This window comes from Massilia haematophila (assembly GCF_042647645.1).
GTDB classification, from domain to species: Bacteria; Pseudomonadota; Gammaproteobacteria; order Burkholderiales; family Burkholderiaceae_D; genus Telluria; species Telluria haematophila.
Genome location: NZ_JBHRVV010000001.1, coordinates 3,690,077 through 3,716,714 on the forward strand (window position 1 = coordinate 3,690,077; position 26,638 = coordinate 3,716,714).

Here is a 26,638-nt window from a genome sequence, read left to right on the forward strand (position 1 = left end):
TACCTCAGGGCGCAGTGCCAAAAACGTGTAGGAGGCGCAACAGTGTGAAGGCAAGCATGCCGAATACGATGGTCTGCAGCATGTTGCGCCGCCACAGGTAGAAGCCCAGCGCGGCAATACCCGCCAGCAGCTTCGGATTGCCCAGCTCCAGGTGCGCATTGCCGGCGCTGTCGAGCAGCAGGTCGGGCCCGATGATGGCCGCCAGCGCGCAGGCCGGCGCATAGCGCAGCATGTCCTGGATGCGCGGCGGAATACTCACCTTGTGCCCGACCAGCCAGAAGCCGCTGCGGGTGATCGCGGTAGCCAGCGCCAGCACCACGATCACGACCCAGATTTCCCAGTCAGCCATGGCGGCCCTTTCGTCGTTGGAGGATGTTTTCGGCCGCGAGCGCGGCCAGCATGCCGGCGACCACCGCCACCAGCAGGCCCAGCTTGTAAGGGAAACCGTTGGCCAGCACCGCGACCGTTCCCGCGACCAGCACGCCGCACAGCGCCGCCTTGTTGACGATGAGCGGCACCGTGATGCACAGGATGGCCAGGGTGCCGGCAAAGCCCAGGCCCCATTCGGCGGGAATCGTGCTGCCGAGGAAGATGCCGATCAGGGAACCGGCCTGCCAGGCGCACCAGTTCGGGAACATCAGCCCCTTCAGGTAGGACAGCTTGCCCTTGACCGGCACGGCCGTCGGGAAGCGCTGCAGGAACAGGGCAATCGTCAGGTCGCCCGAGATGTAGCCGTAGAACAGGCGCTGGCGCCAGGGCAGGTGCGTGAAGTGCGGCGCCAGCAGGGCCGAGAAGATCACGAAGCGTAAATTCACCACCAGGGCGGTGGCGAAGATCACCCAGATCGGCGCATGCGCGAGGATCAGCGGCAGCGCCGCCAGCTGGGCGGAACCTGCGAACACGAGCAAGGTCATACCGCTGGCCTGCAGCACGGTGAGCCCGGTCTTGACCATCGCGATGCCAACGACCATGCCCCAGGCGGCGATGCCGAACAGGGTCGGCAAGCCGGTCTTGACACCTTCGCGCCAGAGCGCGGGATCGTGTTCCTCGATGACTTGCGGTGCGGCTTGCGTAACGGGCGGCGCGCTCATGTCGCCTTCCTGCAACAACCTGGATGAGGAAACACTGCGGTAACGCGGAAGATGAAAAGCATGAAATGCAGCGGATAAATGTAGGGTGGGCACTTGTGCCCACGCGGTACGCACGCAAACCCTGGCCACGTGTAGCGAAATGTCGCTCGCACCGCGTCCCAGACCCGCAAGCAATGTGATCAATTCACCATTCTACCGATCATCCCGTTCCCCCGCTCGAATCCGTTAAAATCCCCTCTTTGCCCAACTTTGCTCGACGGAGAACTTTCAATGAATGTAAAGACGATGCCTGTGGTGGAACTCGAGGCCAAGGACCTGCCGGCGCACTGCCCGAATCCGGCCATGCCGCTGTGGTCGTCGCATCCGCGCGTCTTCCTCGATTTCGATCATGAAGGCACGGCCAAGTGCCCGTACTGCGGCACCCACTACCGCCTGGCCCCTGGCGTCGAGTTCAAGCACCACTAAGCCGGCTGCGGCCCGGCCGCTCCCCATGAACTACGTCGCCCCGAGGTGGCTGCCCGGCGGCCACCTGCAAACGATCTATCCCGCGACCTGCATCGCCAAGCCGCCGGTCGCCTACCGACGCGAGCGCTGGCTTGTTTCGGATCCGCTGCTGGGCGACGATTTCGTCGACGTCGATTTCGTCGACGGTGAGCCCGGCAAGCCGCTGGTGGTGCTGTTCCATGGGCTGGAAGGAAGTTCGAACAGCCATTACGCGCGCGGCCTGATGGCGGCGCTGGCCAGCCGCGGCTGGTCCGGCGCGGTGCCGCATTTCCGCGGCTGCTCGGGCGAAGCGAACCTCACCGCCCGCTTCTATCACTCCGGCGACGCCACCGAGATCGCCTGGATCATGGACCGCCTGCGCCTGCGCGCGCCGGGTCCGCTGTACGCCGCCGGTGTCTCGCTCGGCGGCAACGCCCTGCTGCGCTGGCTCGGCGAATCCGGCCACGGCGCCGACTTCGTCACCGCCGCCGCCGCGATTTCCGCCCCGCTCGATTTGGCACGCGGCGGCGAAGCCCTGTCCTCGGGTCTGAACATGCTCTACACGCGCATGTTCCTGCAAACCCTGAAACCGAAGTGCCTGGCCAAGCTCGAACAGTTCCCCGGCCTGTTCGATCGCGACGCCCTGCTCGCCGCGCGCGACCTCTACGCCTTCGACAACGTGGTGACGGCTCCGCTGCATGGCTACCGCGACACCGACGACTACTGGCACCGCGCCAGCGCGCGCCACGTGCTGAACGAGATCACCGTGCCGACCCTGGTGCTGAACGCCCGCAACGACCCCTTCCTGCCGAGCGTGCACCTGCCGACCAGTGCGTCGCAGGCGGTGACGCTGGAATACCCGGCGGAAGGCGGCCACGTCGGCTTCCCGGTCGGTCGTGTTCCTGGCCGCATCGACTGGCTGCCGGCGCGCATCCTCTCCTTCTTCGACGGCATCCGCGCGCCGGACGCCCGCGACTTATGCAATGCTGCTACCCATGGATGACATCGTAATTCAGGCAATGGCCAAGTGGCCGAACGTGCCGCACTGCTACGGCTGGCTCGCCCTCGACGCGCGCGGCGGCTGGCGCATGCGCGACGAAGCGGCCCAGCAGGCCAACGCGCCCGGCGACCGGCTGAGCAATGAAGCACTGGTCGGCTTCATCAACCGCAATTACCTGCACGACGAGCAGGGCCGCTGGTATTTCCAGAACGGGCCGCAGCGCGTGTACGTGAATCTCGAAAGCACACCTTTCATTGCGCGCACCGATCCGGCGCAAGGCATGGTGGTGCAGACCGGGGCGTCGATTCCTGCGATCGAGCGTTTGTACCTGACCGAAGCCGGCGAGGCGATCGTGCAGGCGGGCGAGATCGTGGCCCAGGTCGATGACCGCGACGTGGCGCAGTTGTTCGAAGGTCTGGAGCTGGACGGCAAGTTGGCCGGGGACGAGGCATTGATGGCCTGGATCGAAGGCGGGAACGAAGCGATGACGCTGCGCTATCGTGGCGCACAGGTGCCGGTCGAGCGCATCAAGCGTGAGGAACTGCCGCAGCGCTTTGGGTTCGTGCGCACGCCCGCGCAGGCTTGATACGCTTCCCGCAACCTGGCGTCACATCCGCGTCGGCGCTTCCAGACCCGGCATGCAATCGCTTCGACAGTTTCACGCCTGACCGGCCCGATCATCCCGCCACGCCATCTTCGCTGCCTCGCTGATCACCGACCGCACCAGCTCCGGCTCGGAAAACTGCGGAAAATGCCCGCTCTCCTTTGCCATCACCTGCTTGCCCAGCGGAGACAATTTCACCAAGTCCTTCTGGTGCCGCGCCCGCGCCTCGCGCTGCGCGGCCGGCGTGGCCCAGCGCAGCGGATGGCTTTCGCCTGTAACGACGTACAGGGGAATCGGCGGAAACGGCGGCGCCGCTTCCAGCTCGGCCAGAGTCTGGTCGACGTGGCGCGTTTCGGCCAGCGGATGGGCCGGCATGAGGCGCTCGCCCAGCGCCTTCAGGCCGCGCTGCAGCATGCTCTCGTGCCGCGGCAGCACGCGCAGGTCGTCCGGGCTGATCGCCTCCAGCAGCACGACAGCGCCGACTTCTTCCGGATACAGGCGCGCGAACAGGTTCACGACCAGTCCGCCAAAGGAATGGCCGACCAGCACATAGGGCTGGGGCACGCCGGCCGCTTCCAGCACGTCGCGCAGCGCCTCGACCATTTCATCAAGCGTCTGGGCGCGCACCGGCTTGCTGCTGGCGCCGATGCCGGGGCGGCTGTGGGCGAAGCTACAGTGCTCGCCGGCCAGGGCGGCAAAGATCTTGAACCAGGCGTCGACCGGCCCGCCCGTGCCATTCACCAGCACGATGGCGGGACTGCCGCTGCCGGCCATGACGTACTCGACGGTCTCGCCGGAGACGTCGATGGTCATCTTCATGGGCAGGACAACTGGACGCACGCGCTTATTTCACCTTCTCTTCGAGTTCCTTGTCCTGGCGCTGGCGCTCCCGGATCTCGCGTTCGCGCGCGTCGATCACGGACTGGTCGTAGAAGGACACATCGCTCGCCTTGCGCGCGAGGTTGAGCTGGTCCACCGCCGCCGGCAGGGCGCCCGCCAGCACGTAGGATTCGGCCAGCGACATGTGCTGCAAGGCGATCTTGCCCTGCTGCGAATAGGCTTTCGCCAGCAGGTCGTGGAGTTTCGGATCCTCGCGGTACTGGCGCACCTGGTCGCGCAGGTAACGCGTCGCGTCGTCGTACTTGCCGGCGGAGATCATCGCATCCGCATACTGGCGCGCCAGCGCGCGCGACAGCGGATAACGGTTGACGGCCTGCTCGGCATCCTTCAGGGCCTGCTGCGCGACTTCCTTCGGCTGGCCCGGCGCCAGCTTGATCTCGAGATCGAGCCCGGCGAACATGGCGCCGCCATCGCTGGCCGGAGCGGCAGAAAACACACCTTCCCGCGGCTGCATGCTAGCGCGCGCCTTGTCGAGCCAGCTGCGCGCGGCCGCCAGGTCGCCCTGCTTCAGCGCCAGGAAGGAAAGACCGTACTGGGCCGCGACCTGCTGCTGGCGCTGCGGCTGGTTCAGCTGGGATTCGAAAGTGATGCGGGTGTCGCGCAGGCCGGTGGTGCTGCCGTCCTGCAGCACGCGTGCGCGCGCCCTGGCGAGGTGAAACTCGATCGCATCGGCACGCTGGCGCAGCGGGGTCTCGCGGATGCGCGACTGGATGTCGGCAATGCGCTCGCCGGTCAGCGGGTGGCTGCTGAGGAAGGCCGGCAGTTCTCCGTAGATCTTGTTCGCGCTTTGCAGGCGCTTGAAGAAGGCGACCATGCCCGAGGTGTCGTAGCCGCCGGCGCTCATGATCTGGAAACCGACGCGGTCGGCCTCGCGCTCGGCATCGCGGCTGAAGCTGAGCTGGCGGTCGACAGCCAGGCCCTGCCCGCCCATCAGCACGCCCATCGCCGCATCCGGGTTGGCTTTCGCGGCCAGCGCCGCCAGGACCATCGCGGCCAGCGGCAGCAGCGCATCCTGCTTCTGCTGGCCGATCATGCGCGCGATATGGCGCTGCGACACGTGGCCGATTTCGTGCGACATCACCGAGGCCAGCTCGGACTCGGTCTGGGCCGCGATCAACAGGCCCGAGTGGATGCCGATGAAGCCGCCGGGCAGCGCAAAGGCGTTCAGCACCGGGTCGCGCACGGCGAAGAAGCCGAAGTCGGCGCCGGTCTCGCCGCGCGCGCCGGGCACGGCGTCGACCAGGGCGCCGCCGAAATGGTTCAGGTAATCGAGGATCTGGTCGTCGTCGAGATAGTCGCGGTCGCGCCGGATCTGGCGCATGATCTCCTCGCCGAGCTTGCGCTCGGTGATCGGCGACAGGTCTTCGCGCGCGGTGTCGCCCAGGGTGGGCAGGCGCGCGGACGCGGCAACGTTCAGGGATTGCCCGGCCGCCGAGGCACAGGCGAAACCGGTCGCAGCCGACACGAGCAGGACGGCCAGCGAACGGCGCCAGCGGGCGGATGCGGGCGGCAACGCAGGATGGGTCATCGGTTTCACGGTGCTATGATAACCCCATCCACGACTACTTTGCCGCGGACCGAAACACTTTCTTACCCAGCCATACAGACAGACAATGACCGATCCGAACCCGACCGCCGCCTCCCCGCTCACCCATTTCGACGCCAGCGGCCAGGCCCACATGGTCGGCGTCGGCGCCAAGAACGAGACCCACCGCATCGCGGTGGCGGCCGGCACCATCCGCATGCAGCCCGAGACGCTGGCGCTGATCCAGTCGGGCAACGCCAGGAAAGGCGACGTGCTCGGCATCGCCCGCATCGCCGCCATCATGGGCGCGAAGCGCACCAGCGACCTGGTGCCGCTGTGCCATCCGCTGGCCATCACCCGCGTCGCGGTCGACTTCGAGGTCGATGGCGCCAACAACAGCGTGCATTGCCGCGCGCAGGTCGAGACCCATGGCAAGACCGGGGTCGAGATGGAAGCGCTGACCGCCGTGCAGGTCGGCTTGCTGACGATCTACGACATGTGCAAGGCGGCCGATCGCGGCATGGTCATGACCAATGTGCGGGTGCTGGAGAAGCATGGCGGCAAGTCGGGCGACTGGACGGCGGCGATCTAGTCGTCGTTCGGCCAGTCCCGCCAAGACCCTTTACGCGCAAGGAATCGTCTTTGCGTCCGGCAAGGTAGTCAAGGGCTTGAAGCCGGCTGCGGCAGCTGCCGCGCCCTGGTCGACCGGGATCTCGAAGATCCCGATGCGGCCATCCGAGACACCGCATACCGCCGGGGTGGGCCGGCCATCGTTGCCGCACTCGGCAGCCTGGACCTGGATGTTGGCCGCAGCCAGTTGCGCTTGCAGGGCTGAGAGCGGGACGCCACCGCCGCTGCACTGCAGCGAGTCCATCGATTTGAACACTTTGGTACCGGGGACGATTTTGGTGCCGGCGAGTTTGGTATCGGCGTTTCCCTCGCCGCTACCACCGCAAGCGGCCAACGACGCCACAACTGCCACTGCCGGAAGCAAGATTCGCATATCAGGGTCCTTTTCAGCGAGTGTGACGACGTGATCGTCGTCCGACCCGAGTATGGACGAGCATTACATATTTTCCAAGTACCAAGTATCAACATACCCGATCGGCATGGACACGGCGGCGCGGGCAGGCTTCATCTCGCCGGCTGCATGCTTTCCATCCTGCGTGAGTGCCTGCCCCATCAGGCCGGCCACCTTGCAGTTCGCAACGGCAAAGCGCTCCATCGACTGGCGCTGGACCACCGTGGCGCTCTTCGCCAGCGCGTCGGCACAGGATTGCGATGCGCTGATGAAGGCGCGCAGCATCTGCTCCTGAATGACGGCCACATTTCGCCATCCAATTGCCCACGCACGTAGCACATGTGTCAGTTCTGCAATACCACTGTTCAACTTTGGCACACCTGATCAGGCGATTATCGCCATTCACAATTCCACGACGCCCCAGCGCGCAGGTGGCATGGGTATTGCCTATTGCCTCGTGACTGCACGAATCGCCAGCTTCGCAGTCGAGCCGCCTGCTGGCGCAATCGGAATGGCGCATTCAATCATTTAAGGAGACGATCATGACCTGGAGTAAGCCCGAGTTCATCGACTGGCGTTTTGGTTTCGAAATCACGCTGTACATCGCCAATCGCTAGCAAGCGTCAAGGCCGGCCATGGCGCCGCCGCCCCGGGCGCCGCCGCCGGCTGACGCATCTGCCTATGATCCGCCTATGAAAATCATCGTATTGGGCTCGGCAGCTGGAGGCGGTTTTCCCCAGTGGAACTGCAACTGCCGCAACTGCAGCGGGCTGCGCAGCGGCGCCATCCGGGCGACGGCGCGCACGCAGTCCTCCATCGCGGTGTCCGCCGATGGCCAGGACTGGGTGCTCATCAACGCTTCGCCGGACATCCTCGCGCAGATCCGCGCCATGCCGGCGCTGCAGCCGGAGCGTGCCCGGCGCGACTCCGGCATTGCCGCCGTGATGCTGATGGACGCGCAGATCGACCACGTCACCGGCCTGCTGATGCTACGGGAAGGAAAACCGCTGCCCCTCTACTGTACGGCCCCGGTCTGGCATGAACTCAACAATACGCTGCCTTTGGCGCCGGTCCTGTCCCACTACTGTGGCGTGCGCTGGCATGAACTGGCCGTCGGCAGCGACGCGGCAAGCATCAAGCGCCTGCCGGCGACGCAGGTGCCGGGCATCGAAGGCATCCGCTTCACGCCACTTGCGCTTAGCAGCAAGGCGCCGCCGTATTCGCCGCATCGGGAGCGCCCTGAAATTGGCGACAACATCGGCCTGCTGATCGAGGACGTGGCAAGCGGCAAGTCGGTGTTCTATGCGCCGGGCCTGGGTGCGATCGACCCGCCGGTGGAGGCTGCGCTGCGCCACGCGGATTGCGTGCTGGTCGACGGCACCTTCTGGAGCGCGGACGAAATGGTCACCCTTGGATTCTCGAAAAAGCGCGCGGCCGACATGGGGCACCTGCCGCAGTCGGGCGAGGCCGGCATGATTGCCGTACTCGACAGCATCGGCGAGCGGCGCAAGGTGCTCATTCACATCAACAACACCAATCCGATCCTGGACGAGGACTCCGAGCAACGCGTCCTCCTGGCGCGCCACGGCATCGAGGTCGCGTTCGACGGCATGGAGATCGACCTATGACTGTTGCCGTCCCCTGGAGCCGCAGCGAGTTCGAAGCGCAATTGCGCGACCGTGGAGCCGGTTACCACATCCATCATCCGTTCAACGTGAAGATGAACGAAGGCCTGCTGCGCGAGGACCAGATCCGCGGGTGGGTCGCCAACCGGTTCTATTATCAGGTCAACATTCCGCAGAAAGACGGCGCCATCATCGCCAATTGCCCGGACCGCGAAACGCGGCGCAAATGGGTGCGCCGCATCCTCGACCATGACGGCTGGGACGATAACGAAGGCGGCATCGAAGCCTGGGTGCGGCTGGGCGAGGCGGTCGGCCTCGCGCGCGAGGCCCTGTGGTCGCAACGCCATGTGGTTCCCGGTGTGCGCTTTGCCGTCGATGCCTACGTCAACTTCGCGCGCCGCGTCCCCTGGCAGGAAGCGGTCTGCTCGTCGCTGACCGAGATGTTCGCGCCAAAAATCCACAAGGACAGGCTGGCCAACTGGCCAATCCACTACGGCTGGATCGACCCCGCGGGCCTGCAGTATTTCCGCAGCCGCATATCGCTGGCCGAACGCGACGTCGAACATGGCCTGCAAGTGACGCTCGATCATTTCACGACCCGTGCCCAGCAGGAGCGCGCGCTCGAGATCCTGCAGTTCAAGCTCGACATCTTGTGGGCGATGCTCGACGCCATCGAAAAAGCTTATCCATAACCAAGGTGCCCCATGAACATCGTCCCCGACAAACCCGCCCTGTCGCGCCTGTTCCGCATGCAGTGGGAAGAGGCGCAAGGCAACTACGTGCTGCTGTATCCGGAAGGAATGGTGAAGTTGAACCAGAGCGCGGCCGAGATCCTCAAGCGCTGCGATGGTCAGCATACGGCGCCGGCCATCGTCGGCGAGCTCGAGCAGGCGTTCAACTGCAGCGGCCTGCAGGGCGACGTCGACGATTTCCTGCGCGCCGCCAGCGAACGCGGCTGGATCGCCTGAAGCCGGCTCGGTCACTTGCAGCCATGAACGCCCCGACTCCTGGCCCCGCCCTGTCCCGCCCTGCGATCTCCGCGCCGCTCTGGTTGCTGGCCGAGCTGACCTATCGCTGTCCACTGCATTGCCCGTTCTGCTACAACCCGGTCGACTACGCGAAGCACCGCGCCGAGCTGACGACCGAAGAATGGTTCGACGTGATGCGCCAGGCGCGCCAGCTCGGTGCGGCCCAGCTCGGGTTCTCGGGCGGCGAGCCGCTGCTGCGCGACGATCTCGAGGAGCTGGTCGGCGAAGGCCGCCGGCTGGGCTTCTATACGAACCTGATCACGTCCGGGATCGGCCTGACGGAGGCGCGCCTGGGCCGCATGAAGGAACGCGGGCTGGATCACGTCCAGCTCTCGTTCCAGGATTCGACCCGCGAGATGAACGACTTCCTGTCGAGCACCAAGACGTTCGACCTCAAACGGCGTGTGGCCAGGCTGATCAAGCAGCACGACTATCCGATGGTGCTGAACGTCGTGCTGCATCGGTTCAACCTCGACCACGTGGACAGGATCATCGCGATGGCGCTCGAGATGGAGGTCGAGTACCTGGAACTGGCCAACACCCAGTATTACGGCTGGGGCCTGGTCAACCGGGCGCAATTGATGCCGACGCGCGAGCAGCTGGCGCAGGCCGAAGCGACCGTCAACGCCTGGCGCGCCCGGATCGGGAACAGGATGCGCATCCTGTTCGTCGTGCCCGATTATTTCGAAGAGCGGCCGAAGGCCTGCATGAACGGCTGGGGCTCGGTTTTCCTCGGCATCGCCCCCGATGGCACCGCCCTGCCCTGCCATGCCGCCCGCTCCCTGCCGGGAATCGCCTTCCCCAACGTACGCGCGTTCAGCGTCAAGGATATCTGGTACGCCAGCGGCGCCTTCAACCGCTACCGTGGCGATGCATGGATGAAGTCGCCTTGCAGCGGTTGCGCCGACAAGGACAAGGATTTCGGCGGCTGCCGCTGCCAGGCCTATGCGATGACGGGGGACGCCGACAACGCGGACCCCGTATGCGCGAAATCGCCGCGGCACGGCGAGGTGCAGGCCGTCGTGATGCATGCGCGGCGCACGCAGGAGGATGGACAGCGGCAGCAACTGCAACCGATCCTGTTCCGCACCGACGCCAATTCGCGCGAGATGGGTGGCGCGTAGCGGCCGGCGGAGCTGGCGTCACGCCGGGGATGTAGCATAGGCAGGAAGGCGAGACGACGCGGGATTTGGGTTACTGCGGTATAACTTCCCCCACTTTCTGGCTAGACAGAAAACCGCGTCGCTAAATGGGCTGAAGCTTGCGTCCTGTCTTATTCCTCAGGCGTTGGAGGCGCCAAGAATCGCTGGACATTACGTTCGATCTCGGACCATGAATGCTCACCACTTATTACTGCCAGAAGAGGAATAGCAGTTGGCCGGACCTCGGCCCAAACAAGGTATCCATTGTCGAGACTATCGAGTACCTGCTGCGGCACCACCCAGGCGCCGACATTCGCCCCGACGAGCCGGATCAGATCGAACGTGTCTCGTGCGTTCCTTAGTCCGCCGCCATTCCCCTCAAAGCTCATCCGCATTCTAGGGAAAACGAACCATTCGCCGGTAACGCGCGACTCAAGCACCATGCTCGGCAGGCGATAAGAGGTCGATGGCGTGTCTTCGATCAAAATAGAAATTACTGGTTCAGAAACAGTACGAAGCAGTGTGTCGAAGTCCCTGGCAGAATCAAATGTTCTGAAGCGCGCTGTACGCTTGATCTCGGGCCCCTCACTTCTTTGTTCCTCAGCAGGAATGGCAGCTGATTGAACCGTTGTATGTGTCGCTCCTTCCGACACTGGTGTTTTCAAAAATGTGTCGAGCTTGTTCGCTAACCAGCTGGCAAAAACGCTCAGACCAAAGTCCCCTGGGCTCATCAAAACCTCACTCGCTGTTGGTAATCATGTGCATCTCGAATGACTTGTTATCGCATCATGTAGAAGCGATTTCTACTCTCAACTCGATGGGGTTCTGTATGCCGTTTTCTTTGCTAGGCATACCGCAACATACGGTGCTTTATCTAAAGACCGTGCTGGCCAGCTACGCCTTCCCATTTTAAAGTTGCCCCTCTGATAGTCGAACGGATCGTCGATGGCGTGTTAAATTGCTGGTTTGCCCACGGCACGCCTGTGCCTGCGCACAAGAACAACACCCGAGACACTGCTTGAAGAGGATCGAATGAAATTACGCTTGTTTGCCATGGTGACGGCATTGGCTGCCGCCAATACCATGGCCGCCGCGCCGCGCGGCTTCACGGTGGAAGACCTGGTCAACCTGGAACGCGTCGGCAGTCCGGCCCTGGCGCCGGATGCCAGCCGCGTCGTCTACACCGTGCGCAGCACCGACATGGACAAGAACCGCGGCCACACCAAGCTGTGGATGGTCGACCTGCGCGACGCCAAGGCGGCGCCGAAAGTCTTCGTTTCGCACGACAGCAGCAGCACCGATCCGGAATGGTCGCCGCAGGGCGACGCCGTCTATTTCCTGTCGAGCCGTTCGGGCAGCGCCCAGGTCTGGCGCCAGCCGGCCGGCGGCGGCGCGCCGGTGCAGGTGACGAACCTGCCGCTGGACGTCGACAACTTCCGCGTCTCGCCGACGGGCGACCGCATCGCCCTGAGCATGGCGGTGTTCCGCGATTGCGCCGACCTCGCCTGCACCAAGCAGCGCATGGATGCGCAGGCCAAGAACAAGGCCAGCGGCCGCGTCTACGACCGCCTGTTCGTGCGCCACTGGGATACCTGGGGCGATGGCCGCAACGCGGTGCTGTTCTCGGCGCCGCTGAACGACAAGGGCGTGGTGGCCGGCGAGCCGGTCAGCCTCTCGGGTTCGCTCGACGGCGACGTGCCCTCGAAACCATTCGGCGACCGCGAGGAATACCGCTTCAGCCCGGACGGCAAGACCGTCGTGTTCTCGGCCCGCATCGCCGGCAAGACCGAGGCCTGGTCGACCAACTTCGACCTGTATAGCGTCCCGGCCGCCGGTGGCGCCGCGCCGCGCAACCTGACCGCCGACAATCCTGCCTGGGACACCAAAGCCGTGTTCTCGCCGGACGGCAAGACGCTGGCCTACCTGGCGATGGCACGCCCGGGTTTTGAAGCCGACCGCTTCCAGATCATGCTGATGGACGTCGCGACCGGCCAGAAGCGCAAGCTCGCCGCCGACTGGGACCGCTCGGCCGGCGGCCTGCAATGGAGCGCCGACGGCAAGGCGCTGATCGTGGACGCCGAGGACATCGGCCAGCACCGCCTGTTCAGCATCGACGTGGCCAGCGGGAAGGTCAGCGGCCTGACCGACAAGGGTGCGATCGGCGGCTTCGACGTGCGCCGCGACACTGTCGCCTTCACGCAAGCTTCGCTGAAGTCGCCGGCCCAGCTGTACTCGATGAAGCTGGGCGGGACCAAGCCGGTGCAGCTGACCGCGAACAACGCCGACAAGCTGGCCGACGTGCGCTTCGGCGACTTCGAGCAGTTCTCGTTCAAGGGCGCGAACGGCGACACCGTCTACGGCTACGTCATGAAACCGTGGAACGCCACCCCGGGCGCGAAGTACCCGATCGCCTTCCTGGTGCACGGCGGCCCGCAGGGCAGCTTCGGCAACAGCTGGAGCTACCGCTGGAACCCGCAGGTGTACGCCGGCGCCGGCTATGCCGCCGTGTTCATCGATTTCCACGGTTCGACCGGCTATGGCCAGAAGTTCACGGATTCGATCAGCGGCGACTGGGGCGGCAAGCCGCTCGAGGACCTGCAAAAAGGCCTGGCGGCGGCGGTGCAGAAATTCCCCTGGCTCGACCGCGAGCGCAGCTGCGCGCTCGGCGCCTCCTACGGCGGCTACATGATGAACTGGATCGAGGGCAACTGGTCGGACGGCTTCAAGTGCATCGTCAACCACGACGGCGTGTTCGACACCCGCGGCATGGCCTACTCGACCGAGGAGCAGTGGTTCACCGACTGGGAAAGCGGCGGCCCCTATTTCACGGTGCCGGAGAACCATGAGCGCTTCAATCCGGTCCACCACGTGAACAAGTGGAAGACGCCGATGCTGGTGATCCAGGGCGACCTCGACTTCCGCATCCCGACCGCCCAGGCACTGTCGACCTTCACGGCGCTGCAGCGCAAAGGCATCGAGAGCAAACTGCTGGTCTTCCCGGACGAAAACCACTGGGTACTGAAGCCGGCCAATTCGGTGCTCTGGCACCACACGGTGATCGGCTGGCTCGACCAGTACCTGAAGCGCTAACTGAACCGCTAACGTCCTGTCTCGGCCTGCCGACAAAGCCCGCTGTGCAGCGGGCTTTTTTGTTGCCTGTGACAATCGATGGTTTTTTATCAGCATGACCGCTGGTATCATGCTCCTCTTTGCTGGCCGGTCGGTCAGCTCTCCGGAAGATCATCATGCATGGCGGCCAGGCGCAAGAACTGAAACCCGAGGACTACGATTTCGAGACCATGAACTTGCAGGTCGGCACGCGCCTGCAGTTCATCACGCATCGCCGCGTCAAGCCGGTCCAGCATTTCTCGAGCCTGATCGGCTACGTGAAGGACGAGTACATCATCCTCAAGATTCCGATGGAAAACGGGGCGCCAATCGCGCTGACCGAGGGCGAGCGCCTGACGATCCGCGTGTTCTCGGGCGTCAAGGTGTGCTCGTTCGCCTGCACCGTCGAGCGCGTGTTCGCGCGGCCGCTGTTCTACGTCCACGTCTCGTTCCCGAAATCGGTGCAAGGCACCAGCCTGCGCACTGCGATGCGGGTCAAGGTCGACCTGCCGGCCCAGCTCGTCGGCGGCGGCAGCCAGGCCTGCAACATCGTCAACCTGTCGGTAACGGGCGCCCTGATCGAATCGAAGCGCCGCCTGCCCCAGGACGACACGGCCCTGACCCTGCAGTTCGTCCTGAAGGCGCCGCCGGATGACCAGGAAGTGAAAGTCAACACGCGCGCTTCGATCCGCAACGTCAACGTGGTGCAGGCGGGGGATGGCGAGGTGTTCACCTATGGGGTACAGTTCATCGAACTCGATCCGGGACATTACACGCTGTTGCAGAACATGACGTATGAGGCGTTGCTGGCGGATCGGCAGAAGATTGTCTGAGGCGTGGGCTCTCTGCTTGTCGTATTATGCCAGCACGCAAATAGCAAAAAGACCGCCGAGGCGGTCTTTTTGTTTGGGTCCTGCTTTCGAGTTTTGCCTCGAGGCAGCCGAGATGGGCTAGCCTCGTTTTGAGCGATCCTCTTAAGTGTTGTCGGTGCTGGTGTCCGCGTCACCACCGCCAGCCGCTTCGCAGCCGGTCGGCAGGAATTTTTCGCCTGCGGCAAAACCGGTCGCAACGCAGCTGTATTCGCCTTTATCGGAGCGGAACAGGGCGATCGATGCACCAGCGTCTGCATCCGCAGCCAGACGGCCCGGTGCATCGATGGCGCAGCTGATCACCGACGCAGTCGCGCCTTCGGCAGCCGACGGGGCGACGACGGTGAATGCGCTGCAGTTACCGGTCTTGGTTGGCAGGCCGGTGGCTGCCGTGTAGGCCTCGTCCGTAGTGGTCTTGCCTTCGACAACGGCCATTTCGTAGCCAGTCTTGCCGCCGGTGATGTCGGCATAGGCAGCCGCTGCCTTCGACTTGGCGATGTAGTCCTGGTAGGCCGGGATGGCGACAGCGGCCAGGATGCCGATGATCGCGACGACGATCATCAGTTCGATCAGGGTAAAGCCGGCTTGTGCTTTCTTAACGATTTTCATCGATTTCATGGTGTATCTCTCCAAGGGTCAGTAGTCGGTTGGTATTGCGTTGTTTGGTGCCACGCTTCATCTATTGCAAACGCCGTGCCAGCCCATTCCCCTGGGAAATTGTTAGTTTCCTTGAAACAAAAGCGACGATTTACGGCAGAGTTGGCTCAAGGAGTGACAAATTTTGTCAGTTCATAAGCAATTTCTGTCGAGCAATGGACGTGTGCGCAAGAATTGTCGCTCGGGTTCGTGCCAGCCCGGCCGCCCGCATGATGCCGCAAGACGCTCCGTCCACGGCTGAGCTGCCACAATAAAAAAGGTTCATCGCACTTTGCCGGGGAACGCATCCTTGATTTTCAGGAAGAAGTAGGATGCGTCCCGAAAACCGTAGGCCATGCGCTTGATGACCTTGATGCGGTTGTTGACGCCTTCAAGGATCGATGAGCTCATCGGATAGATGGCTGATGCCAGGATGCCGCGGCGATATTTGGCCAGGCGTTTGGCAAACTGGATCAGCGGTGCGATCTGGCTTTGCAAGGCGAGCTTGAGCCAGGCTTTCCACCGCCGGGCACCGTCCCGGACTGATGGCGCATACCAGATTTCCTTCAGCTCGGTCTTGAGCAGGTAAACCGTTGCCAAGGGCTGGTTGGCAGCCAACAGCTCTTCGAGCTTGACGGCCTGCTCGGCCTTGAGGTTGTCACGATTGCGCAGTAACAGCCAGCGACTGCGCTTGATGACCTGGCGGGCTTTTGGTTCGGCACGCAAGGCATTGGCCTGGTCGACACGAACCCGGTCGACCACTTCGCGACCGAAGCGCGCCACCACATGAAACAGGTCGTAGACGACTTCTGCGTTTGGACATTGCTGGCGAACTTCGAGGTCCATGGCCGTGTTCATATCCATGGCAACGGCTTCGATCCGCTGGCAGCCTTCCTCTCCCAGCAACTCGAAGAACGGCCGAATCGCTTCCCGGCTATTGCCTTCTCCCACCCATAGCACCCGCATTCGTTCGGCATCCAGGGCGACAGTGGCGTACCGGTGCCCCTTGTGCAGGGCGAATTCGTCCATGACCAAGCGCCGTACGCCTTCTGCCGAGAAGCCACCATGCAGGTGCTGCAAGCGCCGATGATCGATGTCCTTGATGGTATGCCAGTGCAGGCCGGTCAACCGGGCCACATGGGCTATCGGAAGCAGCTGTGCCAGCGCCTCCACCCAGAGGCGCACGCGGTGCGTGATGCGCGCCCGGCGGTCGAGCCAAACAATGTGCTCGGCTACCCGTGCGTCGCAGTGATGGCAGTCCAGTCGCCGCACCGGCACATCGAGCCAGACACGCCTATCCAGAATGTCGCGGTCACGCACCTTACGCCTTCGGCGCTCATGAACCAGAGCGCAAGGCTGGCGGCATGCCCCGCACAAAGCTTCGCTTGAAGGGCTGGTATCGAGAACGATTAACAGCGACCCGTCCTCTTGTTCGTGGACGGCATCGACAATATGGCCTTCCCAAAACGGGACAGACGGCATAGCATTGAGCATGGCGGTGGTTTGACAGACTGATTTGTTTGGCGACTATCAATCTACCAACATCAGACCTCCGCCACCACCTCCTGCTCAGTTCGTCAATCCCGTCTTCCCCCATTCCCCGCGAAGAACCATAAAAAAGGGAAGCCCGCAGGCTTCCCTCTTCGCGACAAGAATCGTCTGGGATTACAGCATGGCCTTCAGCAGGCGAGCCATTTCCGATGGGTTCTTGGTGGCTTTGATGCCGCACTCTTCCATGATGTCCAGCTTGGCTTGCGCGGTATCGGCGCCGCCCGAGATCAGCGCGCCGGCGTGGCCCATGCGCTTGCCCGGAGGAGCGGTGACACCGGCGATGAAGCCGACGACTGGTTTCTTCATGTTGTCCTTGACCCAATGCGCGGCATTGGCTTCGTCCGGACCGCCGATTTCGCCGATCATGATGACCGCATCGGTATCAGGATCGTCGTTGAACATCTTCATGATGTCGATGTGCTTCAGGCCGTTGATCGGGTCGCCGCCGATGCCGACTGCCGACGATTGGCCCAGGCCCAGTGCGGTCAGCTGGCCGACTGCTTCATAGGTCAGGGTGCCCGAACGCGAAACGACGCCGATGCGGCCCTTCTTGTGGATGTGGCCCGGCATGATGCCGATCTTGATTTCGTCCGGGGTGATCAGGCCTGGGCAGTTCGGGCCCAGCAGCAGGGTCTTCGAGCCGGCCTTGGCCATGCGGTCCTTCAGGGCCATCATGTCGCGGACAGGAATGCCTTCGGTGATGCAGATGGCCAGGTCCAGGTCGGCTTCGACGGCTTCCCAGATGGCGGCCGCGGCGCCTGCCGGCGGCACGTAGATGACCGACACGGTGGCGCCGGTGGCAGCCTTGGCTTCCGAGACGTTGGCGTAGATCGGGATGCCTTCGAAGTCTTCGCCGGCTTTCTTCGGGTTCACGCCAGCAACGAAAGCGGCCTTGCCGTTCGCGTAGTCGCGGCACATACGGGTATGGAACTGACCGGTCTTGCCGGTGATACCCTGGGTGATGACTTTAGTATCTTTGTTGATCAGGATCGACATTTGTTTATTCCTTCGAATTAGGCGTTACCAGCTGCAGCGGCGACCACGGCCTTGGCTGCATCTTCCATCGTATCGGCGGCGATGATCGGCAGACCGGAGTCGGCCAGCATCTTCTTGCCCAGGTCTTCGTTGGTGCCCTTCATGCGAACGACCAGCGGTACTTTCAGCGAGACAGCCTTCGATGCGGTGATCACGCCTTCGGCGATGACGTCGCAACGCATGATGCCGCCGAAGATGTTGACCAGGATGGCTTTCAGGCCTGGGTTCTTCAGCATGATCTTGAATGCTTCGGTAACTTTCTCAGCCGTCGCACCGCCGCCCACGTCCAGGAAGTTGGCCGGCTCGCCGCCGAACAGCTTGATGGTGTCCATGGTGGCCATGGCCAGGCCGGCGCCGTTCACCAGGCAGCCGATGTTGCCGTCGAGCGAGATGTAGGCCAGGTCGAACTTCGATGCTTCGACTTCGGCTGGATCTTCTTCGTCCAGGTCGCGGTAAGCCAGGATCTCCGGCTGGCGGAACAGGGCGTTGGCGTCGAAGTTGAATTTCGCGTCCAGAGCGATGACTTTACCGTTGCCGGTCAGGATCAGCGGGTTGATTTCGGCCAGCGACGCATCGGTTTCCCAGTAAGCCTGGTACAGGCCTTTCAGGTTCTGGCGGGCTTCTGCCAGCGATTCGGCAGGAATGCCGATCTTGGTCGAGATGTCGTCCGCTTCGGCGTCGGTCAGGCCGACCGATGGGTCGATCGCGATCGAGTGGATTTTTTCAGGATTGCTGTGGGCGACTTCTTCGATGTCCATGCCGCCTTCCGACGAGGCCATCAGCACGACCTTCTGGGTCACGCGGTCGGTGACCATCGAGACGTACAGTTCCTTCTTGATGTCGGCGCCTTCTTCGATCAGCAGGCGGCGCACTTTCTGGCCTTCCGGGCCGGTCTGGTGCGTGACCAGCTGCATGCCCATGATCTGTTCTGCGTATTCCTTGACCTGTTCCAGCGACTTGGCAACCTTCACGCCGCCGCCTTTGCCGCGGCCGCCAGCATGGATCTGGGCCTTGACGACCCAGACCGGGCCGCCCAGCTCTTCAGCTGCCTTGACGGCCTCTTCCACCGACATGCACGGAATGCCGCGCGGTACCGTCACCCCGAACTTTCGGAGGATTTCTTTGCCCTGATACTCATGGATTTTCATGCTGGCTTCCCTTCTTCTGTTACTGATATGGATAGTTAATTGGAAAACTTCGACATCGGAGTTTAACCCGGTACGGCCTTGATCGCCCAACGAGGGTAATACCGTGCCACGGCGGGACCGTCGGCGCGCAGCGCGTGGCAACGGTCGATCTCGTAAGGACGCTCAGCGTCGCCTTGGGCGGCATTGCGCGTCTCGAACGCATCATCGGCGAAGGCCTGGATTGCCGCGGTGGGCAGGACCTGCGCCAGTTCAGTCAAATGGGTGCAACCAAGCACGCCCGAGAGGCGGTCTTTCAGGTGCAACCGGAAATGCTTGGCGAGCGACAGGCCGACCAGCTTCTTGTAAGCGGGGCCGATGGTGTCGCAATAGCCAGGATACGGCACCGAGTCGGACGCGGCTTCGGCGTCGACGATCTCGAGGTCGCGATTGATGGTGATGCGCAGGCTCAGGTCGTGCACTGCGGTGCCGGCCGGACGGACGCCGGAAGCAAGCGGGATGTCCTGTGCCTTGATGTCGCGAATGCGCGCGTCGAGGTCCCACAGGCCATCGTCGCGCGCGTACGCTTCGACGGTAATGGCGCGCGTGTGCCGGAGCTGGCGCGGAGCGGGAGAAGACAGAGGCATAAAAACGTTGCCGACAGGGCGGCGGTCAAATGTTGCAGCCGGTGTGCTGATGCACGTTGCCGCAGCTTCTGCGGCAACAACCGCTCATGCGGCGCTGCTTAAACCGTCAAAGTTTAGCACAGGCCGATAGCGGTTGCACTGCAACATGACGCATTGACCACGCCGCCAACCGGGGAATGTCGAAAGAATGGCAAGCCTGCCAACGTTGCCCATACAGGGTCGGTGGACGCCACGGCGGCGGGTCGAGTCAGGAAACGTCGTTGCGGAAGAAGCAGTTGATGCCCTCGCCGTCGAGGCAAATCTGGGCATCGCGGTCGATGATGGCCGACCAGGTGCCCTCCCCCGCCTCGGGCTCGATGCCGCGCCAGACGATGCCGGAAAACGAGACCGATAGCGCCGGGCCGCCGGCTTCGCGCCAGGAGCCGCGGATTTCGTCGGTATTGCGGCCCAGGCCGCTGGTTTGCAGGACGTAGTCGCCGCCGGGACGCACGTCCAGGACGATGGACGTGTCGGCGGTGCTGAGAATATAGACGCCGGCGGGGCTGGTCGGCGCCTGGGTGCAGCCGATCAGGCCGGCAGCCAGTCCTAGTGCGAGCAACGCTTTCATCTTGTTCCCTTCTCGATCGCTCGGGTTGCTGCGGCAGGCGCCGCGGACTGGAGCGGCGAGGCCTGCGGCCTGGAGTGCGGCATGCGCCGCGGACATCAAGCGCCAGCGCGCAGCGCCATCCGTCGTTGAGGAATATGCAGGGCATATCGGCGAATGGCGCTCCGCGCTGGCGCCTGGCCCGGATCGGGCCCAAATCTAGCCCGGATATGGTCCCGGGAGGCTTACCGGTGCTGTAACGTCAACAATCGTCGTCGTCCGGAGCGCCCTTGAGCGCCTCGCGTACGGCGCGCTGGGAAAAGCCGCGCGCCATCAGGAAGCGCATCTGCTTGGCGCGCTCGGGCGCGTCCTGGGCAACGGTGCCGAATTTGCGGCGCCAGACTTCGACGGCGCGCGCCATTTCGCTCTCGGCCAGTTCGGACTTGAGCTCGGCAAGCGCTTCGCCGTTCACGCCGTGACTCTGCAATTCCGCCACGACGCGGCTGTTGCCATAGCGGGAAGCTTTTCGGTGAATCAGCGATTCGGCGAAACGCTCCTGCGACAGCCAGTTATTCTTTTCGAGGAAATCGAGGAGGGCTTCGACGTCGTCGCCCTCCTCGGCATGGCGCGCCAGCTTGCGGCCCAGCTCGAGCCGGCTGTGCTCCCTCATGGAGAGGAAGCGCAGGGCCCGGGCCTTCAGGCTCAGGGGTGGCGCGCGCATGGTGCTGCTGTCAGAACAATCAAAGCACGCTCAAGCTTATTCCGACACGGCCTTCAGCTTCGGCGTATCGCCGCCGTCGGCAGCGACCGGCGGCAGCTCGCGCACGCCCAGCGCCGCGCGGACCTTGTTCTCGATCTCGCGTGCCAGTGCCGGACGGTCCTTCAGGAACTGACGGGCGTTGTCCTTGCCCTGGCCGATGCGTTCGCCGTTGTAGCTGTACCAGGAACCCGACTTCTCGACGATCTTGTTGTCGGCGCCCAGGTCCAGGATTTCGCCTTCGCGCGAGGTGCCTTCTCCGTACAGGATGTCGAAGTGGGCTTCCTTGAACGGCGGCGCGATCTTGTTCTTGACGACCTTGACCTTGGTTTCGTTACCGATCACCTCGTCGCCCGACTTGATCGAGCCGGTACGGCGGATGTCCATGCGCACCGAGGCGTAGAACTTCAGCGCGTTACCGCCGGTCGTGGTTTCCGGGCTGCCGAACATCACGCCGATCTTCATGCGGATCTGGTTAATGAAGATCACCAGGGTGTTGGTGCGGTTGATCGAGCCGGTCAGCTTGCGCAGCGCCTGCGACATCAGGCGGGCTTGCAGGCCCGGCAGCGAGTCGCCCATGTCGCCTTCGATCTCGGCGCGCGGAGTCAGTGCGGCCACCGAGTCGATGACCACGAGGTCGACCGAACCCGAACGCACCAGGGCGTCGGTGATTTCGAGTGCCTGTTCGCCGGTGTCCGGCTGCGAGATCAGCAGCTCGTCGAGCTTGATGCCCAGCTTTTGCGCATAGGTGACGTCGAGCGCGTGCTCGGCGTCGATGAACGCGCAGGTGCCGCCGAGCTTTTGCATCTGGGCGATGGTCTGCAGGGTCAGCGTGGTTTTACCCGACGATTCCGGACCGTAGATTTCCACGATACGGCCGCGCGGCAAGCCGCCGACGCCAAGCGCGATGTCCAGGCCCAGCGAGCCGGTGGACACGGTTTGCACTTCCTCGACCGGTGCATTCGCGTCCATGCGCATGACCGAGCCCTTGCCGAACTGCTTTTCGATTTGCGCGAGGGCGGCAGCCAGCGCCTTGCCTTTTTCGGAGGCATTTACTGCGGATTTTTTGTCGTCCATAATTTTCTTTCAGTCTCGGAGGTAACCAAGGTGTGGGCGCCGTCGCGCAATTCAATACCTACTACTGTATAAAAATCCAGTGGTTTTGGCAAGCGCTATCTAGTGCCAAGGTGTGAGAAAGCTCGCATTGTTGCGCTAAATCAAACACAATAAAGGCCGCAGCGAGGTTTAATCAAAAACGAGGTGGAACATGCGAATTTTACTTGCGGAAGATGATAGCGTACTCGCCGACGGACTAACGCGCTCGCTGCGCCAGTCCGGCTATGCGATCGACTGCGTGCGCAACGGCGCCGATGCCGATACCGCCCTCTCGACCCAGGAGTTCGACCTCCTGATCTTGGACCTCGGTTTGCCCAAAATGTCCGGCCTCGAAGTGCTGCGCCGCCTGCGCGCCCGCTCTTCCCTGCTGCCGGTGCTGATCCTGACCGCGGCCGACTCCGTCGAGCAGCGCGTCGAGGGACTCGACCTCGGCGCCGACGACTACATGGCCAAGCCCTTCGCCCTGTCCGAGCTGGAGGCGCGGGTGCGCGCATTGACCCGGCGCGGCGCCGGCGGCGGCCCGGCCGTGATCCGCCACGGCCCGCTCTCGTACGACCAGGTCGGGCGCAGCGCCTACATCAACGAGCAGATGCTCGACCTGTCGGCGCGCGAACTGGGCCTGCTCGAGATCCTGCTGGCGCGCACCGGGCGCCTGGTGTCGAAGGAGCAGCTGGTCGACCACCTGTGCGAATGGGGCGAAGAGGTGTCGAACAACGCCATCGAGGTCTACGTGCACCGGCTGCGCAAGAAGATCGAGGTCGGCGGCGTGCGCATCGCCACCGTGCGCGGGCTCGGCTACTGCCTGGAGAAGTTCTCGGACGCTGCCCGGGCCGGCGCCAACACCGAACAGGCCGCCGAGCACAAGTGAACGACCGCGACGCCGGCCTGGTGCCGCCCGACGGCGATTTCCCCGCCGGCGTGCCCGAGCCGCTGTACGTGCCGCCGAATCCCGAGCCCGAGGAAAGCATCCAGCACTCGCTGTTCGGCGAAATCCTCGACTGGATGCTGGCGCCGCTGCTGCTGCTGTGGCCGATGAGCATCGCCATCACTTACCTGGTGGCGAAGTCGATCGCCAACCAGCCCTTCGACCACGCACTGGAAGACCGGGTCACGGTGCTGGCCCAGCAGGTGCGCGAGGTCGACGGCGCGATCGCCAGCCGCCTGCCCGGCAGCGCGCGCGACATCCTGCGCGCCGACGACGTCGACAGCGTGTATTTCCAGGTGCTCGACGCGGGCGGCGCGCACGTCGACGGCGACCGCGAACTGCCGCGCCCACGCGACGACGAGGACGACAAGGACGGCGCCGTGCACTTTCGCAACGACGCCGTGCACGGCACGCCGGTGCGCGTGGCCTACCTCTACGTGAATCTCGATCCCCTGCACAGCGCCGACGCTTCCACGCCGCTCGAGCCGCCGGCGCCGCGCAAGGCCCTGGTGCAGGTGGCCGAAACGCTGGACAAGCGCGCCCTGCTCGCCAACGAGATCATCAAGGGCGTGATCCTGCCCCAGTTCATCATCCTGCCGATCATCCTGGCCCTGGTCTGGTTCGCGCTCTCGCGCGGCCTGTCGCCGCTGGCCGAGCTGCAGGAAAGGATCCGCGCGCGCTCCTCGGACGATTTGTCGCCCATCGATTCCCGTCAAGTGCCGGAAGAAATTTCTCCGCTGGTCGGCTCGCTCAACGACATGCTCGGGCGCCTGGCCCAGACCATCGACATGCAAAAGCGCTTCATCGCCGATGCCGCGCACCAGATGAAGACGCCATTGGCCGGCATGCGCATGCAGTCCGAGCTGGCCCTGCGCCAGATCGACCCGGACGAGATCCACCGCTCGCTGGAGCAACTGGCGAAAAGCTCGGAGTCCGCCACCCGCCTGGTGAACCAGCTGCTGGCCCTGGCGCGCGCGGAAAACCAGCCGCATGCCGGCCTGGCCTTCGAGGACCTGGAACTGGGGGCGCTGGCGCGCGCCGTGGTGCAGGACTGGGTGCAGGCCTCGTTCACCCACGACATCGACCTCGGCTACGAGCCGCACGACGAGCCGGTGAACATCGCCGGCAATGCCCTGATGCTGCGCGAACTGCTGTCGAACCTGATCGACAACGCCCTGCGCTACACGCCGGCCGGCGGCAGCGTCACCGTGCGCGTGCGGCGCGACGGCGAACACGCCCTGCTCGAAGTCGAGGACACCGGCCCCGGCATCGCGCCCGCCGAGCGCGCCCACGTGTTCGAGCGCTTCTACCGCATCCTCGGCTCGAGCGCGAGCGGCAGCGGCCTGGGCCTGGCGATCGTGCGCGAGATCGCCCAGCAGCACGGCGCCGAAGTGGACATCTTCTATAACCCGCGCAGCCATTCGAAGAAATACCCGGGCAGCCTGTTCCGGCTGACCTTCCCACCACCCGTCACCGAATCCGCCGATGCCGCCTGAACCTGCGCCCGCTTCCGAACCCCATTCCGACTCCGACCTGCGGCGCCAGCGCCGCCTGCTGGCCGCGCGCGCCGCACACTGGCGCCAGACGCGCCGCCTGACCGTCGTGCTGCTGGCGCTGTGGGTGGCGACAGGATTCTGCACCGTGTTCTTCGCGCGCGAACTGGCGCGCATCACCGTGTTCGGCTGGCCCTTGTCGTTCTACATGGCGGCGCAGGGGGCCTCGCTGGTGTGCCTGGCCATCATCGGCGTCTATGCCTGGCGCATGCGCCGCCTCGACACCGGCTATGCGCGCGCGCTGGAGGGCGGCGCGTGAGCGGCAACAAGCGCTATTTCCGCCGCCTGTCCGGCTACTACGCCTGGTTCTGCGCCTGCTTCGCCGGCTTCCTGCTGGCGCTGACGATGCTCGAGAAGGAGGGCATGCCGCGCCTGTGGATCGGCCACCTGTTCATGTTCGCCACCATCGCGCTGTACGCCACCATCGGCGTGGTCAGCCGCACCTCGAACGTCACCGAATACTACGTGGCCGGACGGCGCGTGCCGGCCCTGTTCAACGGCATGGCCACGGCGGCCGACTGGATCTCGGCGGCCAGCTTCATCAGCCTGGCCGGCGGCCTGTACCTGTACGGCTTCGATGCCCTCGCCTACATCATGGGCTGGACCGGCGGCTATTGCCTGGTCGCCCTGCTGATCGCACCCTACCTGCGCAAGTTTGCCCAGTACACGATCCCCGACTTCCTGGCGGCGCGCTACGCCAACGGCGCAGGCGGGCGCGGCGGCGCGGTGCGCGCGATCGCGGTCGGCGCCACCATCATCGTCTCCTTCATCTACGTGGTGGCGCAGATCTACGCCGTCGGCCTGATCGCCTCGCGCTTCACCGGCGTCGACTTCTCGGTCGGCATCTTCCTCGGGCTGGCCAGCATCCTGGTCTGCTCCTTTCTGGGCGGCATGCGCGGCATCACCTGGACCCAGGTGGCGCAGTACATCATCATCCTGGTCGCCTTCCTGATCCCGACCATGTGGCTGTCGGCCAAGCATGCCGACAATCCCCTGCCCCAGGTGGCCTACGGTTCGGTGCTGCCGAAACTGGCCCAGCGCGAAACCCAGCTGGCGCAGGACCCGCGCGAAGCCGAGGTGCGCGCGCGCTTCCGGCGCGACGCCGAGGACTATGACGCGAAGCTGGCCGCGCTGCCGGCCTCCTGGGAACAAGGCAAGCTGGAAGCCCAGCGCCGCCTCGACACGGCGCGCCTGCGCAACGTCTCGCTGGCCGAGGTGCGCAATGCCGAACGGGCACTGGCGGCCTACCCAAAGACGCCGGAAGACGCCGAAGGCCTGTGGCGCGAGCAGCGCGCGCGCCTGCTCGCGCGCTCGCGTCCGCCGCAGCCGCACGCCGCGCCCTTCCCCGGCGCCACCGAGGCCGAATCGAACGCGCGCCGCAACAATTTCCTGGCCCTGGTGTTCTGCCTGATGTTCGGCACCGCCGCCCTGCCCCACATCCTGATGCGTTCCTACACCACGCCTTCGGTGCACGAGGCGCGCGGCTCGGTGTTCTGGACCCTGTTCTTCATCCTGCTGATCTACCTGAGCATCCCGGCGCTGGCGGTGCTGGCGAAATACGACATCTATACCAGCCTGGTCGGTTCCGACTTCCGCTCGCTGCCGACCTGGATCTCGTACTGGGCCAACGTCGACAAGGTCCATCCCCTGATCAGCGTCACCGACATCAACGGCGACGGCCTGGTGCAGCTGGCCGAGATCGCGATCGACGGCGACGTGCTGGTGCTGGCCACGCCCGAGATCGGCGGCCTGCCCTACGTGATCTCGGGGTTGGTCGCGGCCGGCGGGCTGGCCGCCGCGCTCTCCACCGCCGACGGCCTGCTGCTGGCGATCTCGAACGCGCTCTCGCACGACGTCTACTACAAGCTGGTCGACCCCGGCGCCTCGACCCAGAAACGGGTGACGATCTCGAAGCTGCTGCTGCTGGCCGTGGCCTTTATCGCCGCCTACGCCGCCTCGCAGAAGCCGGCCGACATCCTGTCGCTGGTGGGGGCCGCTTTCTCGTTGGCGGCCTCGACCCTGTTCCCGCCGCTGGTGCTGGGCGTGTTCTGGAAGCGCGCCAACGGAGCCGGGGCGATTGCCGGCATGCTCGTCGGCTTCCTGACCTGCCTCTACTATATGTTCCGCACCAATCCGGCACTGGGCGGTCGGATGGATGCGGCCTGGTTCGATATCGCGTCCATGTCGGCAGGGATTTTCGGCGTACCCGCGGGCATTGCCGCGGTGGTGCTGGTCAGCCTGCTCACCGCACCGCCCAGCCGCGCCAGCAACGGACTGGTCGACTATATCCGGGCGCCGGAGTAGGCGCGCGCGCC

At 64.4% G+C, this 26,638-nt stretch carries 30 protein-coding genes; 15 read left to right on the top strand and 15 right to left on the bottom strand.

Features of this window, described 5'->3' with window-relative positions; translation table 11 throughout:
• Positions 1-4 precede the first annotated feature (4 nt).
• Together ACFOPH_RS16320 and ACFOPH_RS16325 are read right to left on the bottom strand one after the other, a co-directional pair.
• Positions 5-349, bottom strand: coding sequence for an AzlD domain-containing protein (locus ACFOPH_RS16320; protein WP_312548616.1), 345 nt, complete (start codon positions 347-349; stop codon positions 5-7).
• The gene (locus ACFOPH_RS16325) at positions 342-1,091 is read right to left on the bottom strand and encodes an AzlC family ABC transporter permease (protein WP_312548617.1); all 750 of its coding nucleotides are present in this window, start codon (positions 1,089-1,091) and stop codon (positions 342-344) included. Before ACFOPH_RS16325 ends, ACFOPH_RS16320 begins: the two co-directional genes overlap by 8 nt.
• A gap of 270 nt (positions 1,092-1,361) precedes the next feature.
• On the opposite strand from ACFOPH_RS16325, the gene ACFOPH_RS16330 reads away from it, so the two are divergent.
• The 3 genes from ACFOPH_RS16330 to ACFOPH_RS16340 are packed head-to-tail and all read left to right on the top strand — an operon-like array spanning position 1,362 to position 3,160.
• Positions 1,362-1,556, top strand: coding sequence for a zinc-finger domain-containing protein (locus ACFOPH_RS16330; RefSeq protein WP_312548618.1), 195 nt, complete (start codon positions 1,362-1,364; stop codon positions 1,554-1,556).
• Positions 1,557-1,581: 25 nt separating this feature from the next.
• Positions 1,582-2,577: a YheT family hydrolase gene (locus ACFOPH_RS16335; protein WP_379736434.1), complete on the top strand. Its 996-nt coding sequence runs from the start codon at positions 1,582-1,584 to the stop codon at positions 2,575-2,577.
• On the top strand, positions 2,570-3,160 hold the full coding sequence (locus ACFOPH_RS16340) for a DUF2946 family protein (protein WP_379736436.1): 591 nt from the start codon (positions 2,570-2,572) through the stop codon (positions 3,158-3,160). The genes ACFOPH_RS16335 and ACFOPH_RS16340 overlap by 8 nt, the downstream gene beginning before the upstream one ends.
• A 72-nt stretch (positions 3,161-3,232) precedes the next feature.
• Here ACFOPH_RS16340 and ACFOPH_RS16345 read toward each other — a convergent pair whose 3' ends face one another.
• Together ACFOPH_RS16345 and ACFOPH_RS16350 are read right to left on the bottom strand one after the other, a co-directional pair.
• The gene (locus tag ACFOPH_RS16345; RefSeq protein WP_379736439.1) at positions 3,233-4,018 is read right to left on the bottom strand and encodes an alpha/beta fold hydrolase; all 786 of its coding nucleotides are present in this window, start codon (positions 4,016-4,018) and stop codon (positions 3,233-3,235) included.
• Between the two features lie 4 nt (positions 4,019-4,022).
• Positions 4,023-5,606, bottom strand: coding sequence for a M48 family metalloprotease (locus ACFOPH_RS16350; protein WP_379736441.1), 1,584 nt, complete (start codon positions 5,604-5,606; stop codon positions 4,023-4,025).
• A gap of 85 nt (positions 5,607-5,691) precedes the next feature.
• Here ACFOPH_RS16350 and moaC point away from each other — a divergent pair, with 85 nt between their 5' ends.
• Positions 5,692-6,195 (top strand): cyclic pyranopterin monophosphate synthase MoaC, encoded by a 504-nt coding sequence (gene moaC, locus ACFOPH_RS16355; RefSeq protein WP_379736443.1) that lies wholly within the window; start codon positions 5,692-5,694, stop codon positions 6,193-6,195.
• Between the two features lie 30 nt (positions 6,196-6,225).
• Here the strand turns inward: moaC and ACFOPH_RS16360 are convergent, their stop codons facing one another.
• Positions 6,226-6,606, bottom strand: coding sequence for a hypothetical protein (locus ACFOPH_RS16360; RefSeq protein ID WP_379736445.1), 381 nt, complete (start codon positions 6,604-6,606; stop codon positions 6,226-6,228).
• A gap of 63 nt (positions 6,607-6,669) precedes the next feature.
• On the bottom strand, positions 6,670-6,930 hold the full coding sequence (locus tag ACFOPH_RS16365; RefSeq protein WP_379736447.1) for a hypothetical protein: 261 nt from the start codon (positions 6,928-6,930) through the stop codon (positions 6,670-6,672).
• A gap of 236 nt (positions 6,931-7,166) precedes the next feature.
• On the opposite strand from ACFOPH_RS16365, the gene pqqA reads away from it, so the two are divergent.
• The 5 genes from pqqA to pqqE all read left to right on the top strand — a co-directional run bounded on the left by pqqA (position 7,167) and on the right by pqqE (position 10,401).
• Entirely contained in the window at positions 7,167-7,241 is a 75-nt protein-coding gene (gene pqqA, locus ACFOPH_RS16370) for a pyrroloquinoline quinone precursor peptide PqqA (RefSeq protein ID WP_379737949.1), read from the top strand.
• A gap of 75 nt (positions 7,242-7,316) precedes the next feature.
• Entirely contained in the window at positions 7,317-8,252 is a 936-nt protein-coding gene (gene pqqB, locus ACFOPH_RS16375) for a pyrroloquinoline quinone biosynthesis protein PqqB (protein ID WP_379736449.1), read from the top strand.
• A complete protein-coding gene (gene pqqC, locus ACFOPH_RS16380) occupies positions 8,249-8,941 on the top strand; it encodes a pyrroloquinoline-quinone synthase PqqC (RefSeq protein ID WP_379736451.1) in 693 nt (230 codons plus the stop codon). Before pqqB ends, pqqC begins: the two co-directional genes overlap by 4 nt.
• 12 nt (positions 8,942-8,953) lie before the next feature.
• On the top strand, positions 8,954-9,217 hold the full coding sequence (gene pqqD, locus ACFOPH_RS16385) for a pyrroloquinoline quinone biosynthesis peptide chaperone PqqD (RefSeq protein ID WP_312548629.1): 264 nt from the start codon (positions 8,954-8,956) through the stop codon (positions 9,215-9,217).
• A 23-nt stretch (positions 9,218-9,240) separates the two neighbouring features.
• Positions 9,241-10,401, top strand: a complete 1,161-nt coding sequence (pqqE, locus tag ACFOPH_RS16390) for a pyrroloquinoline quinone biosynthesis protein PqqE (RefSeq protein WP_379736453.1) — start codon at positions 9,241-9,243, stop codon at positions 10,399-10,401.
• 149 nt (positions 10,402-10,550) lie between these two features.
• Here the strand turns inward: pqqE and ACFOPH_RS16395 are convergent, their stop codons facing one another.
• Positions 10,551-11,150, bottom strand: coding sequence for a hypothetical protein (locus ACFOPH_RS16395; protein WP_379736455.1), 600 nt, complete (start codon positions 11,148-11,150; stop codon positions 10,551-10,553).
• A gap of 301 nt (positions 11,151-11,451) precedes the next feature.
• Between ACFOPH_RS16395 and ACFOPH_RS16400 the strand changes: the two genes are divergently transcribed.
• Together ACFOPH_RS16400 and ACFOPH_RS16405 are read left to right on the top strand one after the other, a co-directional pair.
• Entirely contained in the window at positions 11,452-13,509 is a 2,058-nt protein-coding gene (locus tag ACFOPH_RS16400) for a S9 family peptidase (protein WP_379736457.1), read from the top strand.
• A 155-nt stretch (positions 13,510-13,664) separates the two neighbouring features.
• The gene (locus tag ACFOPH_RS16405; RefSeq protein ID WP_379736459.1) at positions 13,665-14,360 is read left to right on the top strand and encodes a flagellar brake protein; all 696 of its coding nucleotides are present in this window, start codon (positions 13,665-13,667) and stop codon (positions 14,358-14,360) included.
• A gap of 141 nt (positions 14,361-14,501) precedes the next feature.
• Here the strand turns inward: ACFOPH_RS16405 and ACFOPH_RS16410 are convergent, their stop codons facing one another.
• The 8 genes from ACFOPH_RS16410 to recA all read right to left on the bottom strand — a co-directional run bounded on the left by ACFOPH_RS16410 (position 14,502) and on the right by recA (position 21,806).
• Positions 14,502-15,014 (bottom strand): pilin, encoded by a 513-nt coding sequence (locus ACFOPH_RS16410; protein WP_379736461.1) that lies wholly within the window; start codon positions 15,012-15,014, stop codon positions 14,502-14,504.
• A 300-nt stretch (positions 15,015-15,314) separates the two neighbouring features.
• Positions 15,315-16,526, bottom strand: coding sequence for an ISL3 family transposase (locus tag ACFOPH_RS16415; RefSeq protein ID WP_379732752.1), 1,212 nt, complete (start codon positions 16,524-16,526; stop codon positions 15,315-15,317).
• A 171-nt stretch (positions 16,527-16,697) separates the two neighbouring features.
• Positions 16,698-17,579: a succinate--CoA ligase subunit alpha gene (gene sucD, locus ACFOPH_RS16420; RefSeq protein ID WP_290421968.1), complete on the bottom strand. Its 882-nt coding sequence runs from the start codon at positions 17,577-17,579 to the stop codon at positions 16,698-16,700.
• A gap of 17 nt (positions 17,580-17,596) precedes the next feature.
• Positions 17,597-18,766, bottom strand: a complete 1,170-nt coding sequence (sucC, locus tag ACFOPH_RS16425; RefSeq protein ID WP_312548635.1) for an ADP-forming succinate--CoA ligase subunit beta — start codon at positions 18,764-18,766, stop codon at positions 17,597-17,599.
• A gap of 62 nt (positions 18,767-18,828) precedes the next feature.
• A complete protein-coding gene (locus tag ACFOPH_RS16430) occupies positions 18,829-19,389 on the bottom strand; it encodes a DUF2889 domain-containing protein (RefSeq protein ID WP_312548636.1) in 561 nt (186 codons plus the stop codon).
• A gap of 247 nt (positions 19,390-19,636) precedes the next feature.
• Positions 19,637-19,996 (bottom strand): hypothetical protein, encoded by a 360-nt coding sequence (locus ACFOPH_RS16435; RefSeq protein ID WP_312548637.1) that lies wholly within the window; start codon positions 19,994-19,996, stop codon positions 19,637-19,639.
• A gap of 238 nt (positions 19,997-20,234) precedes the next feature.
• A complete protein-coding gene (gene recX / locus ACFOPH_RS16440) occupies positions 20,235-20,693 on the bottom strand; it encodes a recombination regulator RecX (RefSeq protein ID WP_312548638.1) in 459 nt (152 codons plus the stop codon).
• Between the two features lie 36 nt (positions 20,694-20,729).
• A complete protein-coding gene (gene recA / locus ACFOPH_RS16445; protein ID WP_312548639.1) occupies positions 20,730-21,806 on the bottom strand; it encodes a recombinase RecA in 1,077 nt (358 codons plus the stop codon).
• A 190-nt stretch (positions 21,807-21,996) separates the two neighbouring features.
• Between recA and ACFOPH_RS16450 the strand changes: the two genes are divergently transcribed.
• From ACFOPH_RS16450 to ACFOPH_RS16465, 4 genes are read left to right on the top strand one after another with little or no spacing between them, the layout of a single operon-like run.
• Positions 21,997-22,713, top strand: coding sequence for a response regulator transcription factor (locus ACFOPH_RS16450; protein ID WP_312548640.1), 717 nt, complete (start codon positions 21,997-21,999; stop codon positions 22,711-22,713).
• The gene (locus tag ACFOPH_RS16455; RefSeq protein WP_312548642.1) at positions 22,710-24,266 is read left to right on the top strand and encodes a sensor histidine kinase; all 1,557 of its coding nucleotides are present in this window, start codon (positions 22,710-22,712) and stop codon (positions 24,264-24,266) included. The genes ACFOPH_RS16450 and ACFOPH_RS16455 overlap by 4 nt, the downstream gene beginning before the upstream one ends.
• Positions 24,256-24,582 (top strand): DUF4212 domain-containing protein, encoded by a 327-nt coding sequence (locus ACFOPH_RS16460; protein WP_312548644.1) that lies wholly within the window; start codon positions 24,256-24,258, stop codon positions 24,580-24,582. Before ACFOPH_RS16455 ends, ACFOPH_RS16460 begins: the two co-directional genes overlap by 11 nt.
• Complete coding sequence (locus tag ACFOPH_RS16465; RefSeq protein WP_312548645.1) at positions 24,579-26,627, top strand: sodium:solute symporter family protein; 2,049 nt, start codon at positions 24,579-24,581, stop codon at positions 26,625-26,627. Before ACFOPH_RS16460 ends, ACFOPH_RS16465 begins: the two co-directional genes overlap by 4 nt.
• Positions 26,628-26,638 lie beyond the last annotated feature (11 nt).

Bases quoted from the DNA above. Each gene is read 5' to 3' on its own strand.
- pqqE (WP_379736453.1), top strand. From the start codon at position 9,241: ATGAACGCCCCGACTCCTGGCCCCGCCCTGTCCCGCCCTGCGATCTCC.
- ACFOPH_RS16330 (WP_312548618.1), top strand. From the start codon at position 1,362: ATGAATGTAAAGACGATGCCTGTGGTGGAACTCGAGGCCAAGGACCTG.
- sucC (WP_312548635.1), bottom strand. From the start codon at position 18,766: ATGAAAATCCATGAGTATCAGGGCAAAGAAATCCTCCGAAAGTTCGGG.
- ACFOPH_RS16325 (WP_312548617.1), bottom strand. From the start codon at position 1,091: ATGAGCGCGCCGCCCGTTACGCAAGCCGCACCGCAAGTCATCGAGGAA.
- ACFOPH_RS16400 (WP_379736457.1), top strand. From the start codon at position 11,452: ATGAAATTACGCTTGTTTGCCATGGTGACGGCATTGGCTGCCGCCAAT.
- pqqD (WP_312548629.1), top strand. From the start codon at position 8,954: ATGAACATCGTCCCCGACAAACCCGCCCTGTCGCGCCTGTTCCGCATG.
- ACFOPH_RS16350 (WP_379736441.1), bottom strand. From the start codon at position 5,606: ATGACCCATCCTGCGTTGCCGCCCGCATCCGCCCGCTGGCGCCGTTCG.
- recX (WP_312548638.1), bottom strand. From the start codon at position 20,693: ATGCGCGCGCCACCCCTGAGCCTGAAGGCCCGGGCCCTGCGCTTCCTC.
- ACFOPH_RS16430 (WP_312548636.1), bottom strand. From the start codon at position 19,389: ATGCCTCTGTCTTCTCCCGCTCCGCGCCAGCTCCGGCACACGCGCGCC.
- ACFOPH_RS16460 (WP_312548644.1), top strand. From the start codon at position 24,256: ATGCCGCCTGAACCTGCGCCCGCTTCCGAACCCCATTCCGACTCCGAC.
- ACFOPH_RS16410 (WP_379736461.1), bottom strand. From the start codon at position 15,014: ATGAAATCGATGAAAATCGTTAAGAAAGCACAAGCCGGCTTTACCCTG.
- ACFOPH_RS16405 (WP_379736459.1), top strand. From the start codon at position 13,665: ATGCATGGCGGCCAGGCGCAAGAACTGAAACCCGAGGACTACGATTTC.
- ACFOPH_RS16395 (WP_379736455.1), bottom strand. From the start codon at position 11,150: ATGAGCCCAGGGGACTTTGGTCTGAGCGTTTTTGCCAGCTGGTTAGCG.
- ACFOPH_RS16435 (WP_312548637.1), bottom strand. From the start codon at position 19,996: ATGAAAGCGTTGCTCGCACTAGGACTGGCTGCCGGCCTGATCGGCTGC.
- ACFOPH_RS16340 (WP_379736436.1), top strand. From the start codon at position 2,570: ATGGATGACATCGTAATTCAGGCAATGGCCAAGTGGCCGAACGTGCCG.
- ACFOPH_RS16360 (WP_379736445.1), bottom strand. From the start codon at position 6,606: ATGCGAATCTTGCTTCCGGCAGTGGCAGTTGTGGCGTCGTTGGCCGCT.
- ACFOPH_RS16415 (WP_379732752.1), bottom strand. From the start codon at position 16,526: ATGCTCAATGCTATGCCGTCTGTCCCGTTTTGGGAAGGCCATATTGTC.
- ACFOPH_RS16320 (WP_312548616.1), bottom strand. From the start codon at position 349: ATGGCTGACTGGGAAATCTGGGTCGTGATCGTGGTGCTGGCGCTGGCT.
- recA (WP_312548639.1), bottom strand. From the start codon at position 21,806: ATGGACGACAAAAAATCCGCAGTAAATGCCTCCGAAAAAGGCAAGGCG.
- ACFOPH_RS16450 (WP_312548640.1), top strand. From the start codon at position 21,997: ATGCGAATTTTACTTGCGGAAGATGATAGCGTACTCGCCGACGGACTA.
- moaC (WP_379736443.1), top strand. From the start codon at position 5,692: ATGACCGATCCGAACCCGACCGCCGCCTCCCCGCTCACCCATTTCGAC.
- pqqC (WP_379736451.1), top strand. From the start codon at position 8,249: ATGACTGTTGCCGTCCCCTGGAGCCGCAGCGAGTTCGAAGCGCAATTG.
- pqqB (WP_379736449.1), top strand. From the start codon at position 7,317: ATGAAAATCATCGTATTGGGCTCGGCAGCTGGAGGCGGTTTTCCCCAG.
- sucD (WP_290421968.1), bottom strand. From the start codon at position 17,579: ATGTCGATCCTGATCAACAAAGATACTAAAGTCATCACCCAGGGTATC.
- ACFOPH_RS16335 (WP_379736434.1), top strand. From the start codon at position 1,582: ATGAACTACGTCGCCCCGAGGTGGCTGCCCGGCGGCCACCTGCAAACG.